Raw genomic sequence first — 14,425 nt, forward strand, 5'->3', positions numbered from 1 at the left:
ATCATTCACCGCCCAGGTATTTCGAGCAACTGCCGGCTCAACCGTCGCAGCAACTCCGTGCGACCGTATCCCAGCTCTATCATGCCTTGCTCATACTGTTCCTTAGAGATAGCACCCGTCAGCTGAGCATCAAGCAATGCCTCAGCCTGTTCAGCGTACTTAATCGAGTTCTGAAGAAACGCTTGTGGGTAACGCTTTTTCAAATACCGTCGCCAAAACCTTTGCCCGATCATCTGATTCACCAATCCATCGCCTGTTTCCAGCGCCAGGACAGACTGATAGGCCTGGCTCAGCGCCGCTTCGTCCACATCCGCCAGCGCCTGGAACAACATCCCCTTGGATTGCCATGGCAACTCAAGCCGCTCGGCCAAACCGGTCTGGAACGCCAGGTAGACTTCCACCTCATCAATGGTCCCGGTGAGCTCGCCATCCTCATCCAAGGCGATAAAAGTCTCGCCCGCCTGCAAGCGACTCTGGATCGTGGCGCGGGCAATTTCGTTGACTTGATCCAACCGGGACTTGCCCTTGGCCAGCGCCAGCAACTTGGCTTCGACCTTCCCGGCGTCGCCCTCCCGATACGCTTCATGGACCAGGACCTTGACCCCCATTTCGTTGAACAGCTGGGCCCCGGCATCGGCACAGGAATCCGGGTTGATTGCCATGCGAAACAGCTCCTCGCGCAATGTCGCGTCTTCGGACATCGCGTCGAGCATTCTCCAGACTCGCTCCACCAACTGGGGACGATAAGTCGCCTCGACGTAATCAGCAGCCTCCGTCAATTGCTCCAGCACCTCGAAAAAACCCTGGGCACCGGCTTCACGCTCAAGCTCATCCCACGTCCGTTGCCGAGCCACGCGCTGCTCAGCGTCGACATCTTCGAGCCAATGCTGGCTGGTCAACTCGCCCTTGGGCGGATAACTGCGCGCCGGGTCATAGCCGACCGAACGCATGTAATCCTGGAATTGCCTTAGACAATCATCCGGCAGTTGGTCCCGGCTCAAACGGGTGCGTGCGATCAACCGGGCTTGCTCGGAGCCGGGCGTCACTTGCGGTATACGGCTAATGGGGTTGTCCATCAGATTCAGTTCGAAGGCAGGCGGCCGCGCTGTGGAAAACAAGCCTGGCGGCCAGTCGGCAATGCCGGTGTTCTGCAAGTCCAGCACACTGAGCTCCGGCATGAGGCTGATGTCGGGAGGCAGAGTCAAGGTTGGGTTATTACTCAGCCGCAACACTTCCAGGCGACCAAGCCCCGCTATTTCAGCCACGTTTTCGGCGGTGAGGTTCAACCGGTTGTCGGCGAGGTCCAGCCGTTGCAGATCGGCATAATTGAGTCGGGGAGCCGTTACGAGATTGTTGTGGCTCAGATCCAGCGCCTTCAAATCAGGAAAATAATCGAGGAACGGCCCCATATCGACACGAAGCGCTCCCTGGCGCCATTGAAGCGAGCTCACATGAGCGAAACTCACCTCCAACGTTGGGAAATAATCGAGAAAATCGTGCGACCAGTGATGATCCAGATCCAGTGCGTAGCCCTCGGGCGACGGGTCCAAACCTGCTCGCCAACATTGCTTGAGGGTCGATGCCAGTTTTCTCTTGTGGTAGCGCTGATTGATTGGCAGCGTATCGCCCCGCTCGATGGCGACCCAATCCTCCAGTGCCCTGCTCAACCCTTCGAATTCAATCTCTCGGGTCCTGAGATTTTCCAAGGCCATTGCCTCGGAAGGAAATGAGCCGACGAATTTGGAAAAGGCCTGCTCCGACGCATCGGGGTACAGCACCTGGAACCGCCCCTCCAGGTTCAACCCGTCCCCAGCGCCAAGCAGCCGCTCATCGATCCGCCCATAGCCCGGCTGTTCCCCGAGCAGACGCTCGACAATCGGCGGGTCCTCCACCGCCCTGGTTGCGCCCAGCAGGATCTTGCGAAACGTCGCCCTGTCCAGTGGCGCTCTCTGGACAGCCCGCCTCAGCAAAGGCCCGTCACCCAGGTTGTAGCCCAGCATTCGAAGCTCGGCCTCGGTCAGGGCATGCAGGACGTCGGTGTAGAAATCATCGGCGCTGTCCACCGAATTGGCTTGCTCGCCAAACAGCCGAGGCGTCGCCTCTTCCACCGGCACGAGAACCTTGCGCACGGACGATGACGACGGCCCGACGCTGTCGAGCAGCGGTCCCTCCAGTGCCCCGTCGCGAATTTCGATACGCACGTCTGTCGGCCATCCCGGCAGTTGCTCCAGGCTGTGCAACGCCAACCGCCACGTATCAGGGTTGCCCTTCGTGGGTAGATACAACGCTTCGTAGGCCTGGACAATTCGCCATTCATCCATTGCCCGGCGCGCAGACTGACGCAGGCGCAATGGCAAGTACCCGCGCTCGCTCATCTGCCGGCGCTCCACCTCGGTGACGTCGATCAACAGCTCGTCCACCACGGCGCGGGGCATCTGGGGAAACTCACCGTGCAAAACCTGAGCGCCAGCACCGCCCGCCTCGCCGACCACCGGTTCGATGGCTACTGGACTGCCTTGCTCGGCACGGAAGCGCTTGATGGTTTCGGCCAACAACACTGGAGGCCGGGCGTGTTCAACGTACAGTTGGCGCAAGCTCGATTCTTCGACCCCGCTGACGATGCGGATCTGCTCCAGGGTTTCGTCCGAAAAAGCTTCGACGCTGTGCCCCAGGCGCCGCATCAGTTTTGCCCCTTGCCAGCTCAGCGGACGTTCAGCCTCGTGGACCCAGGCGCCGACCTCGTTGTGGGCGAGCCTGGGGGCATACGCATCCGGCCGCGTAGGATGTTGAATTCGATACGGCCCCGAATTCGCGGCCTGCTCGACCACAAACGGCTGACCGTCGAGTAGCAACACCTCCTGTCCCTGATGAAGAAAGAGGCCATTGGCCTGGGGACGCGCGCCCTCATCGAGGACCAGCGGTTGTTGATAGGGCGTGAGATCCGGGTGCCACAGACGCGAGTTCCCATCGCGGCTGCGAACCACCTTCATTTGCTCGACAAACGGCGAAGGCCGGGTAGACCGCACAGCCCCCACCACCTTGCCTCCCGCCACGAACAGCCCCATGAGCGCAATGTTTTCAGCCACTCCGAGCAAATGCGCGGCAGCTTCAGCACGCTGGCCGTGCGACCAGTCGACGATGCCTTCGAAGGTTTCATCGAGCAATTGATAAACGGTGTAGGCCAGTAGCGCTTCGCCCAGTACCGGCACAAAAGAAGCCGCCGCAAAAGCAGCCATTTCCAGCACGGTCGTGGCCACGCCCATGAAACTGTCCCAACGCGCCCAACGGGACTTGAAGTCTTCGTCGCCGGTGGGCACGGCCACCGCACGGGCATCCCTGATGATCCGATTGAGCCGTTGTTCGTAGCTCCAATCCCAGATGTCGCCCCTGACCCTTTCGCTACTCATTCGCAGCCTGGGGGTTTGTACAAGATCACGCCGGGCCTTGGATAGTTGTTCATTCAGTGCGGCAGAAAAACGTCCCCGGTCGGCGACAGGAACAAAGCGACTGAAGAATTGCTGGAACCGATCCGAACGCAATCGAGCGGCCAATGCTGCCGCGAACGCGGCCGTGGAGCTGTATTGCTTGAAAGGATGCTCCGGATCGTGGGGGATATACACCAGGACTGGCGAGTTCTGCCGGCTCTGTTCCAGAGCGGGGGCGATCATCAGGATGTCGGTCAAGGAAACGTCGAACAGGACGAGCGCATGGCAATAGTACGGCCTGCCACGATAATCCATGCAGGGCTTGCCCGCGATGAATGCCTGCAATGCCTGGCGAGCCTGCGGACCCAAGTCGCCTTTGATCCGCCCCAACGCCGCAGCCGCCCGGAAGGCGTCCTTGTCGTCATTATGGAAACACTCCTGCACCACCGCACCGGCGACAGGTTCTTCGAGCAGATTGTTTTTCAGATAGGTTTGATAACGTCCGCCTATGTCCAGCTCACGGCACAGCGCAACGAACGCCGGTAAAGTCAGCGTGTTGCCCACCGCCAGGATATCGAACTGCCCACTCGCCGAGGGGCGGGTAATGAAGCAGGATGCTTCGTCAAAAAAACCGGGACGTGCCTCCTTCGCCTCGAAGTTCTGCAGGGCGGCGTCCAATAGCGAAAGCGTTCGGGTCCTGTAGGCGACGGACACTCCTTCGGGGATATAGAGCCTGAGACAGGTTTGCCTGACGTCCAACGTGAGGTTGAAGCGTTTTTTCAGCGCAGCGGCCAGCAGCGGTTCGGCGAAGGTTTCGATCGGCTGGAGCCTGGCGAGCAGCTGTTCCAGTTTTCCATGGGATTGCCAACTGGCTTGCACGGCGCTTTTCAGGTGATCCCGATCCGCCGCGCTGGCCTGGGCTGACCCCGTCGGTATCGGACCTGCGGCTTGTAGCAGCGCAGCGCGCTGCTGGGAGCCAAGCCCCACCAACCAGCGGGGCACTGCGTGGGCGATTCGTTCGTGAGAATTGGGCAGCAAGTCCGGGTTCGGTGCTGTCGCCACCGAGGGTTCTAGCGTGGGCATGTCATCAAGTCATCCGTGACCAATAAACCTCAACGCTAAGCGAACAGCCCTCACCGGTGCCAGGGGAAACCTGTTACCGGACAAAACACCTGATGCTCCCTGTCAGACCTGACAGGTTCTGTTGCGCCTTGTCATTGCTACAGTGGTCCAGCTCCCGTGGTTCATCTCAATCATACCGACTGGAGGCCGTCGATCGATGAGCGCCATCCATTTCCGCACGCCTAGCATCGTTGCCGTCGATGGCCGCGGTCTGCCGGTCCGGCAAACGGTTTATTTGCGCGATCAGGCCTGCGACTCAACGACAGCATTGATCTCCCGTCTACGTCACAACGTCGTTGGGCAGCTTGTCGAACAGCGGGATCCTCGCCTTTGCGACCACGCCACACTCCCCAACCAGGCCACCTGCTACACACTCGCCGATGATGCGCTGCGCACCGACAGCGTCGATGCCGGATGGCGCCTGGTGTTGCCGGGGCCGGCAGGGGAGACGCTGCAACGATGGGATGAGCGTGGCAGTCACTGGCAGATTGCCTATGACCCGCAGCTGCGGCCGTTGACCGTTGAGGAACAGCACCAGGTCGAGATTGAAACGTTCATTTACGCCGACGCCTCGGCCGACGCCAGCCACAACTTGCGAGGACAATTGCTGGCGCTGGCCGACGCGTCGGGGGTGTTGTCTCGGGAAAGCTACGGCCTGCTCGGCCAAGCACTTGAGGAAACGCGTACGTTTCATGATGGCAGGGTCTTTAACAGCCGCTGGATCTTCGGTCCTTCAGGCGCGGTGCTGGAACAGACCGATGCCGGCGAACACCAACGACAATCGCACTATGACGTGGCCGGACAGCTCACGCAGGTTCGCCTGCGACTCAAGAGCCAAAACGACTGGCAGCCGGTGCTGCACAATGCGAGGTACAACGCCGCCGGACAGATTATCGAGCAACACGCTGGCAATGGCGTTGTCAGCTATTGGACCTATGATCCGGCCAATGCCAGCCTGGTCAGACAATGCGCAAAAAAAGGCCAGGCCCCCGCGCTGCAGGACTTCGAATATGTCCATGACCCGATGGGCAATGTCACCCGAATTCTGGATCACGCCTTTACACCCACCCATTTCGCCAATCAGCGAGTCGATGGCCACCGAGCCTTCAGCTACGACTCGCTCTATCGGTTGCTCAGCGCCAGCGGCTATGACGATGGCCCGCCCTCGGACACGCCCGGACTGCCCCAGCCAACCGACCCCAACCACCGGCTCAACTACCTGCAGACTTACGAATATGACCATGGCGGCAACCTGACCAAACTCCAACATGTGCGCGCAGGCGCCAGCCATACCCGACAGATGTACATCGATCCTGGCAGCAACCGAGGGGTACGATGGACGCCCGGCGATCCCGTTCCGTCGTTCGACACACTGTTCGACCGCCATGGCAATCTCCAGGCGTTGCTGCCTGGACAAGACTTGCAGTGGAACGCTCGCGACCAACCGGAATCGGTCACTCTGGTCGACCGCGCCCGTGGCCCCAACGATACAGAACAGTACCGCTACAGCCAGGGCCTGCGAGTCTACAAGCGCCATGACATCCACACCCCCACGAACAGCCACTTCCAGGCCGTGCATTATCTGCCGGGACTTGAGGTACGCACCCGGGACAACGGCGAGCAATTGCATGTCATTACCCTCGACACTGGCCCCGTCAGTGTCCGTTGCTTGCATTGGGTGGCAGGAAAACCGGCAGGCATCGACGGCGATCAATTGCGCTACGGTCTGAACGACCACTTGGGCTCAAGCCTGATGGAGCTGGATCAACATGCACAACTGATCAGTCACGAGGGCTATTACCCATTCGGGGCGACGGCGTGGATGGCGGCGCGTTCGGCGATAGAGGTCAGCTACAAGACGGTGCGGTATTCAGGCAAGGAAATGGACGCCAGCGGGCTTTATTACTATGGCGCACGTTATTACGCGCCGTGGCTGCTGCGCTGGATCAGCGCGGACCCGGCGGGTCATGTGGACGGGCAGAACAGGTACGCCTTCGTGGAGAACAATCCGCTGCGTTATGTGGACCCTGACGGGCAACACAAGGCAGAAGCCGTCATCACGTTTTATTCGGACGTCATCTCGGAGCTCAATAAACAATCCCGCCAGCTACTCGGACAACTTCACACCATCATCCAACAGAAAAGCGCCTTGAAAAACCTGGCGGGGAATCTGCTCGGAGAGGTGGTCAAAGGTGTACTCGGCTTCGAGAGTGGTGTTATCGGCGGAGGACAAGTCGACTTGGTGTTGGGTGAAACGCCAGTCATAGCGCCCTACGCAACACCGGGCGGATTGATCGGCGGCAACGGTGGCGGGGATCTATTCGAAAGTTTGGCAGATCCGGTCATCTCCCCGCTCGGATTGATGGGTCCGCTCATCCCCCAGACCTCGCAACTCTCTGTCGAAGCGATTGACCGCAAGCTTGGTTACCCACCCCCCGCCAAGCCCATCCACAATTGGCGGGATGTGAAAAGCGAGCTGATCCATCCAGCGCTAAACTCAATCTTCAACCCGTCTTTCTTGATGACCAGGGTGATGACGACGTGGATACCGATCCTCGCTGGCGCAATGAATATGGGCTCTCGCGCCCAAGAAGCCGAGGATATCAAGCATCGCCTCACTCCAGTCAAGATCACCAAAATCGAAACGATGCTTGCCGACTGGAAAAGCGCTATCGAACAACGTTCAACCTTGATGGAAGCCGCTTTCGATGAATTGGGCACCGACGTCATTTACCCGCGCAACCTGCTTCCCAATGTCAATTTCATGACCCCGGCAGAGATGCTTACGCCAATCAGACGGTCAGCCTTGCGTTATAAAACCCAGGCCACCCTTGCCAACATCGCGCAAGCCCAACGCGGCCTCGCCGCTTATAGAGAAATGGGCACGACGGACAATCAGTATCTGCGACGCCAACGGCGTACCGGGCGCAGATGAAAAAGGCCGGCCAAAATGATGTCCGAGTGAGTCTGGAAGCATTCTCGCGCGATTGAAAAAGTCGACAAGCGTGCTCGAATGACTCGACACGAAGAGACATCGCGGTCGGCAACGGCGTGCTATTGTGCCCGTCTCTGTCCTGCTGTGACGCCTTTTACATGTCCGCAATGCCTCGCCCCTTGCGTCTGTGTTTGTACACCTTGCTAATCCTCGCTGGCGCCGCCCTCGCAGCCACCCTGGCCGTACACCACGCCGAACGCGCGGCCCTGGACGAAGACGCCAGCCGCGCGAGCCAGCAACTGACGCTCTATGCCAATTCCCTTCACACCTTGATCGAACGCTATCGCGCCTTGCCCGCCGTACTGGCGCTGGACCCGGAGTTGCGTGACGCCCTCAAGGGGCCGGTCAACCCAGCGCAACAGGACACCCTGAACCGCAAGCTGGAGAAGATCAACGGCGCCGCGCAGTCCTCGACACTGGAGTTGCTCGACCACACCGGCCTGGCAATCGCTGCCAGCAACTGGCGGTTGCCCAGCAGCTACGTCGGTCACAACTATGGCTTTCGCCCCTACTTTCTCCAGACCCGCACCCAAGGTACCGGGCGGTTTTATGCAGTGGGCGTGACCAGTGGCATTCCGGGCTATTTCCTGTCCAGTGCCGTGACCGGCGACAGCGGCGAGTTCCTCGGCGCCATGGTGGTGAAACTGGAGTTCCCGGAACTGGAGCGCGAATGGCGCCAAGGCAACGACACGCTGCTGGTCAGCGATGCGCGAGGGATCATTTTCATTGCCAACCGGCCAGGCTGGCGTTATCGCCACTTGCAACCGTTGTCCGACAGCGACCGCGCCGAACTCAAGGCCACGCGCCAATACGACAAACAACCGCTGCAACCCTTGGCCTTCGATCCGCTGCGACGCTTTGACGACAACAGCCATCTGGCCCGGGTCGAAGCCCCCGAGGGCACGACGGACTATCTCTGGGAATCCCTGCCATTGACCGGCGAAGGCTGGACCCTGCATTTGCTGCGCCGCCCCCAGGTCGCCCTCGAAGACCTGCGCAACGCCGGGCTCGCCGCCGCCGGGCTGTGGCTGGCGCTGGTGTTTTTGCTGCTGTTTCTCAACCAGCGTTGGCGCCTGGCGAAACTGCGCCAGCGCAGCCGCCAGGAACTCGAACGACTGGTGGACGAACGCACCCGCGAACTGCGCACCGCCCAGGACGGCCTGGTGCAGTCGGCCAAGCTTGCGGCCCTGGGGCAGATGTCGGCGGCGCTGGCCCATGAAATCAACCAGCCGCTGACCGCCCAGCGCATGCAACTGGCGACCCTTCGCCTGCTGCTGGATCACGGCCGCGTCGATGAAGCCTACAAGGCGCTCAAACCGGTAGACGACATGCTGACCCGCATGGCCGCCCTCACCGGCCACCTGAAAACGTTCGCCCGCAAAAGCCCGAGCGGCCTGCGCGAACGCCTCGACCTTACGGCGGTGGTGGACCAGGCGTTGCAACTGCTGGAGGCGCGCCTGCGCGACGAAAACGTCAGCACCGTGCTGTATCTGACCCGTCCGGCGTGGGTTCGCGGCGATGCGATCCGCCTCGAACAGGTGTTGATCAACCTGCTGCGCAACGCCCTCGATGCCATGACCGGCCAACCCGTCAAGCGCCTGGAAGTGCGCCTGGAGGCCGATGAACAATTGTGGCGCCTGAGCGTCAGCGACAGCGGCACCGGGATCGCCGAAGAACACCTGGCCCAGGTATTCGACCCCTTCTTCACCACCAAGGCCGTGGGCGATGGCCTGGGCCTGGGGCTGGCGGTTTCATTTGCGATCATCCATGAGTCCGGCGGGCGGCTGACAGCGGACAACCATGAAAACGGCGCGGTATTCTGCGTGACCTTGCCCATCGATCAGGAGGCCCAACTGCATGCTTGATTCAGTCATGGTCGTGGATGACGAAGGCAGCATTCGCAGTGCCGTCGAGCAATGGTTGAGCCTGTCGGGGTTCCAGGTGCAATTGTTCAGCCGCGCCGACGAATGCCTGGCCCGGTTACCGGAACATTTCCCCGGGGTCATTCTCAGCGACGTGCGCATGCCCGGCCTCAGCGGCCTGGAGCTGCTGGCCGAAGTGCGCCGCCGCGATCCGGACCTGCCGGTGATCCTGTTGACCGGCCACGGCGACGTGCCCATGGCCGTGGAGGCCATGCGCGACGGTGCCTACGATTTCCTGGAAAAACCCTTCAGCCCCGACGCCCTGCTCGGCAGCCTGCGCCGGGCCCTGGACAAACGCAGCCTGGTCCTGGAAAACCGTCGTCTGCATGAACAGGCCGACGCCCGGGCCCGCCTCGATGGCACGCTGCTGGGAGTTTCCCGAGCCCTGCAAAACCTCCGGCGCCAGGTGCTGGACCTGGCGGCCTTGCCGGTCAACGTGTTGATCCGCGGCGAAACCGGCAGCGGCAAGGAACTGGTTGCCCGCTGCCTGCACGACTTCGGTCCGAGGGCCAGCAAGCCTTTCGTGGCGTTGAATTGCGCGGCGATTCCCGAACCACTGTTCGAGGCCGAGCTGTTCGGCCATGAAAGCGGCGCCTTCACCGGTGCCCAGGGCAAGCGCATCGGCAAGCTCGAATACGCCGACGGCGGCACGCTGTTTCTCGATGAAATCGAAAGCATGCCGTTGGCCCAGCAGGCCAAGCTGCTGCGCGTTCTGCAGGAAAAGAAACTCGAACGCCTGGGTTCCAACCAGAGCATCAACGTCGACCTGCGCATCATCGCCGCCACCAAGCCCGACTTGCTGGACGAAGCCCGGGCCGGGCGTTTTCGCGAAGACCTGGCCTATCGCCTGAACATCGCCGAGCTGCGCCTGCCGCCGCTGCGAGAACGGCGCGAAGACATTCCTTTGCTGTTCGAACACTTCACTCACAACGCCGCCGAACGCCTGGGCCGCCCCGCCGCGCCCCTGAGCGGCCCGCAGTTGAGCCATCTGCTCAGCCACGACTGGCCGGGCAACGTGCGTGAATTGGCCAACGTCGCCGAACGCCAGGTGCTGGGCCTGGATCAACCGCAGGCCTTGGACAGCGAACCCGGCCAGTCCCTCGCCGCTCAGCAGGAGGCCTTCGAAGCCCAATGCCTGCGCGCCGCCCTGACTCGGCACAGAGGTGATGTGAAAGCGGTGCTCGAGGAATTGCAACTGCCACGCCGCACCTTCAATGAAAAGATGCAGCGGCATGGGTTGAGTCGGGAGATGTTTTTGTAGAAGCGATATTTTGTGGTGGCTGTACTGGCGCCATCGCGAGCAAGCTCGCTCCCACAGGGGCATGTGTACGCGCCGGACAATGTGGGAGCGAGCCTGCTCGCGAAGGCGTCAGGTCAGTCGAATATTGAATTGGCTGACACACCGCTTTCGCGAGCGAGCCCACTCCCACAGGGGTATGTGCACACCGGACAAAAATGTGGGAGCGAGCCTGCTCGCGATGAGGCCAGTACAGACGGCAAATCTTTCCCTGCATAAGCGGATTCCCGCCCATACCCCGAACCACAATGAGCGGATTTCCGCTCACCTCACACCATAAACCCCTCTAGACCGGCCCTCTGCCTCCTGGCACAGCTCCTGCTATAGCCCTGTCAGGCTGCGTTCCCACGCGCTCCACAAAAACAATTAAACGAAGGATCCTTCAATGGACAACTCCAACGCCCTGCCCATTGGGTCGGCTGCCGTGCCCGCCCGTGAAAGAACCACCGCCAGCCGGATCAAATCGATCTTCAGCGGCTCGGTCGGCAACATGGTCGAGTGGTATGACTGGTACGTCTACGCCGCATTCTCGTTGTACTTCGCCAAAGTCTTCTTCCCCAAGGGCGACACCACCGCCCAACTGCTCAACACCGCCGCGATCTTCGCCGTGGGCTTCCTGATGCGCCCGATCGGCGGGTGGTTGATGGGCCTGTACGCCGACCGTGCCGGTCGCAAACGTGCGTTGATGGCCTCGGTGTACCTGATGTGCTTCGGTTCGCTGATCATCGCCTTGAGCCCGAGTTACGAAACCATCGGCGTCGGTGCGCCGATCCTGCTGGTGTTTGCCCGTCTGCTCCAAGGCCTGTCGGTGGGTGGCGAGTACGGCACCTCGGCGACCTACCTGAGCGAGATGGCGACCAAGGAACGTCGCGGCTTCTTCTCCAGCTTCCAGTACGTGACCCTGATCTCCGGCCAGCTCATCGCCCTGGGCGTGCTGATCGTGCTGCAACAGTTCCTCACCACCGAACAACTGTATGCCTGGGGCTGGCGCATCCCGTTCGCCATCGGCGCGCTGTGTGCGGTCGTGGCGCTGTACCTGCGTCGCGGCATGGAAGAAACCGAGTCGTTCACCAAGAAGGAAAAAGCCAAGGAAAGCGCGATGCGCACCTTGATGCGCCATCCCAAGGAACTGATGACCGTGGTCGGCCTGACCATGGGCGGCACCCTGGCGTTCTACACCTACACCACCTACATGCAGAAATACCTGGTGAACACCGTCGGCATGAGCATTTCCGACTCCACCACCATTTCCGCCGCCACGCTGTTCCTGTTCATGTGCCTGCAACCGGTGATCGGCGGGCTGTCGGACAAGATCGGTCGCCGGCCGATCCTGATTGCCTTCGGCATCCTCGGCACCCTGTTCACTGTGCCGATCCTCACCACCTTGCACACCATCCAGACCTGGTGGGGTGCGTTCTTCCTGATCATGGCCGCGCTGATCATCGTCAGCGGCTACACCTCGATCAACGCCGTGGTGAAGGCCGAGCTGTTCCCCACCGAAATTCGCGCCCTGGGCGTCGGCCTGCCCTACGCGCTGACCGTGTCGATTTTCGGCGGCACGGCTGAATACATCGCGCTGTGGTTCAAGAGCATCGGCATGGAAACCGGCTACTACTGGTACGTGACGGCCTGCATCGCCGTGTCGCTGCTGGTGTACATCACCATGAAAGACACCCGCAAGCATTCGCGGATCGTGACTGACTGACCTTCCGGTCGTACAAACAGAAAGGGGCGAACCTGCCAGGTTCGCCCCTTTTTTCGTTCTGCCTGTCCAAAGATTTATCTGACATTAATCTCTGGTTAATGCCTGTCCTCCATTCTCACACTCAACAGAACGCACATTCGATACGCCGGTGATGGTTCCATCGACCGTTCTGTGGCAACCGCCTATCTATCTATTTAATAGATTGTTTTAAGCGTTTTTTTGCGCTTTTTAATCAAATTAACGAGCGTAATATGAACTCCACACCCAAGGCACTTAACGCCAAACATTCTGGAGCACGACCATGAAAACCAAACTGATCATCGCCCTGACCCTGTCCGTACTGGCCGCCAACACTTTTGCTGCCGACGGTTTCGACCGCACCAGCTCGGCCATCGCCGCCGATGGTTACGACCGCACTGGCGCTGCCACCCTCGCCGCCGATGGTTTCGACCGTACCAACAGCAACGCCGTCGCTGAAGATGGCTTCGACCGCACCAATGGCGCAATCGCCGCCGACGGTTTTGACCGTACCAACGGCGCAATCGCTGAAGATGGTTTCGATCGCACCAATGGCGCAATCGCCGCCGACGGTTTTGACCGTACCAATGGCGCAATCGCTGCCGACGGTTTCGACCGTACCAACGGCGCCCTCGCTGAAGATGGTTTCGACCGCACCAACGGCGCCCTCGCTGAAGATGGCTTCGATCGCACCAACACTGCTGCCATCAGCTAATCCGCTCCCCCCCTCACAGCCCGGCTTCGGCCGGGCTTAGTTATTTATGGAGCAAGTGAAACCAGCACAGCGATAACAGCGGAGCACGATTTGTCTGAGTTCAAAGCTCGCTCCACAAGGGTTCTGGGGTGCTGACAAAAGCAGTGGAGCCCTGCACTATCCTCGAATCCCTTGAAACTCCATCGCAGGACCTTCTCCAGCCATGCCCGACGACATCCATTTCTACGAACCCGCCAACGGCCACGGCCTGCCCCACGACCCGTTCAATGCTATCGTCGGCCCACGGCCCATCGGCTGGATTTCGTCCCAGGATGGCGAAGGCCGCCTGAACCTGGCGCCCTACAGCTTCTTCAACGCCTTCAACTACATTCCACCGATCATTGGGTTCTCCAGCGTCGGGCGCAAAGACAGCCTGAACAACATCGAACAGACCGGCGAATTCGCCTGGAACCTGGCCACTCGCCCGCTGGCCGAGCAAATGAACCAGAGCTGCGCGATGGTCGCGCCAGAGGTCAATGAGTTCGAACTGGCGGGTTTGACGGCTGCCCCGTCACGGGTGATTCAGGTGCCACGCGTCGCCGAAAGCCCGGTGTCCTTCGAATGCAAGGTCACGCAGATCATTCAATTGCAGCGGGCGGACAAGGCGCTGGTGCCGAGCTGGCTGATCCTCGGCGAAGTGGTCGCCGTGCACATCGCCAAGTGGCTGTTGAAGGATGGGGTGTACGACACCGCTGCCGCCGAACCAATCTTGCGCGGTGGCGGGCCAGCGGATTATTTCCAGTTGGGGCCTGAGGCGTTGTTCAAGATGCATCGCCCAAAGTAGAAGCGGCGCGCCCCCCCTGTGGCGAGGGAGCTTGCTCCCGCTTGGGTGCGAAGCACCCACCAAAAAGGGACCGCTGCGCAGCCCAGCGGGAGCAAGCTCCCTCGCCACAAAAAGCCATCTCCGAAAGGCTGATTACCAGATCAACCCGCCCTCGTCGTCGACGCCCTTGAGACGGGTCAGCTCTTTTGCGGCCGCATCGTCGGCCTCGTTGGCTGTCTTGAAGGACTGTTTATCAAGCACCTTGTTGAAACGCGGCGCACCTGAGCCGCCGATGGCCTTGGTGGCAATGGCGGCGTGGTAACCCCCGCCGTCCTTGGGAACAACAGCAGAAACAGCTTCAAAAGTTTCAAAGGCTTTACGTGCCATATTGCACATCCTGGCGATGGAAAATGACCGTCATTAA

The 14,425-nt window shown here is 60.6% G+C and carries 8 protein-coding genes; 6 read left to right on the top strand and 2 right to left on the bottom strand.

Going from position 1 to position 14,425, the window contains the following annotated elements; translation table 11 throughout:
- Positions 1-5: 5 nt before the first annotated feature.
- Positions 6-4,508 (bottom strand): NEL-type E3 ubiquitin ligase domain-containing protein, encoded by a 4,503-nt coding sequence (locus AD659_RS20965; RefSeq protein ID WP_153043908.1) that lies wholly within the window; start codon positions 4,506-4,508, stop codon positions 6-8.
- A 196-nt stretch (positions 4,509-4,704) separates the two neighbouring features.
- On the opposite strand from AD659_RS20965, the gene AD659_RS20975 reads away from it, so the two are divergent.
- The 6 genes from AD659_RS20975 to AD659_RS21000 all read left to right on the top strand — a co-directional run bounded on the left by AD659_RS20975 (position 4,705) and on the right by AD659_RS21000 (position 14,022).
- Positions 4,705-7,482, top strand: a complete 2,778-nt coding sequence (locus AD659_RS20975; RefSeq protein ID WP_053124699.1) for an RHS repeat domain-containing protein — start codon at positions 4,705-4,707, stop codon at positions 7,480-7,482.
- A 158-nt stretch (positions 7,483-7,640) separates the two neighbouring features.
- Positions 7,641-9,407, top strand: coding sequence for a sensor histidine kinase (locus tag AD659_RS20980; RefSeq protein WP_053124701.1), 1,767 nt, complete (start codon positions 7,641-7,643; stop codon positions 9,405-9,407).
- A complete protein-coding gene (locus tag AD659_RS20985) occupies positions 9,400-10,725 on the top strand; it encodes a sigma-54-dependent transcriptional regulator (protein ID WP_053124702.1) in 1,326 nt (441 codons plus the stop codon). The genes AD659_RS20980 and AD659_RS20985 overlap by 8 nt, the downstream gene beginning before the upstream one ends.
- Positions 10,726-11,146: 421 nt before the next feature.
- Entirely contained in the window at positions 11,147-12,466 is a 1,320-nt protein-coding gene (locus tag AD659_RS20990) for an MFS transporter (protein WP_014339957.1), read from the top strand.
- A 301-nt stretch (positions 12,467-12,767) separates the two neighbouring features.
- Positions 12,768-13,199, top strand: a complete 432-nt coding sequence (locus AD659_RS20995; protein ID WP_053124704.1) for a hypothetical protein — start codon at positions 12,768-12,770, stop codon at positions 13,197-13,199.
- Positions 13,200-13,401: 202 nt separating this feature from the next.
- On the top strand, positions 13,402-14,022 hold the full coding sequence (locus tag AD659_RS21000) for a flavin reductase family protein (RefSeq protein WP_053124706.1): 621 nt from the start codon (positions 13,402-13,404) through the stop codon (positions 14,020-14,022).
- A 132-nt stretch (positions 14,023-14,154) separates the two neighbouring features.
- On the opposite strand, the gene AD659_RS21005 is transcribed toward AD659_RS21000, so the two are convergent.
- Entirely contained in the window at positions 14,155-14,388 is a 234-nt protein-coding gene (locus AD659_RS21005; protein ID WP_053124708.1) for a hypothetical protein, read from the bottom strand.
- Positions 14,389-14,425: the final 37 nt, after the last annotated feature.

It is taken from the genome of Pseudomonas thivervalensis, assembly GCF_001269655.1.
Lineage (GTDB): Bacteria > Pseudomonadota > Gammaproteobacteria > Pseudomonadales > Pseudomonadaceae > Aquipseudomonas > Aquipseudomonas thivervalensis.

Coding starts and splice junctions, on each gene's coding strand:
- AD659_RS20965 (WP_153043908.1), bottom strand. CDS start 4,508: ATGCCCACGCTAGAACCCTCGGTGGCGACAGCACCGAACCCGGACTTG.
- AD659_RS20975 (WP_053124699.1), top strand. CDS start 4,705: ATGAGCGCCATCCATTTCCGCACGCCTAGCATCGTTGCCGTCGATGGC.
- AD659_RS20980 (WP_053124701.1), top strand. CDS start 7,641: ATGTCCGCAATGCCTCGCCCCTTGCGTCTGTGTTTGTACACCTTGCTA.
- AD659_RS20985 (WP_053124702.1), top strand. CDS start 9,400: ATGCTTGATTCAGTCATGGTCGTGGATGACGAAGGCAGCATTCGCAGT.
- AD659_RS20990 (WP_014339957.1), top strand. CDS start 11,147: ATGGACAACTCCAACGCCCTGCCCATTGGGTCGGCTGCCGTGCCCGCC.
- AD659_RS20995 (WP_053124704.1), top strand. CDS start 12,768: ATGAAAACCAAACTGATCATCGCCCTGACCCTGTCCGTACTGGCCGCC.
- AD659_RS21000 (WP_053124706.1), top strand. CDS start 13,402: ATGCCCGACGACATCCATTTCTACGAACCCGCCAACGGCCACGGCCTG.
- AD659_RS21005 (WP_053124708.1), bottom strand. CDS start 14,388: ATGGCACGTAAAGCCTTTGAAACTTTTGAAGCTGTTTCTGCTGTTGTT.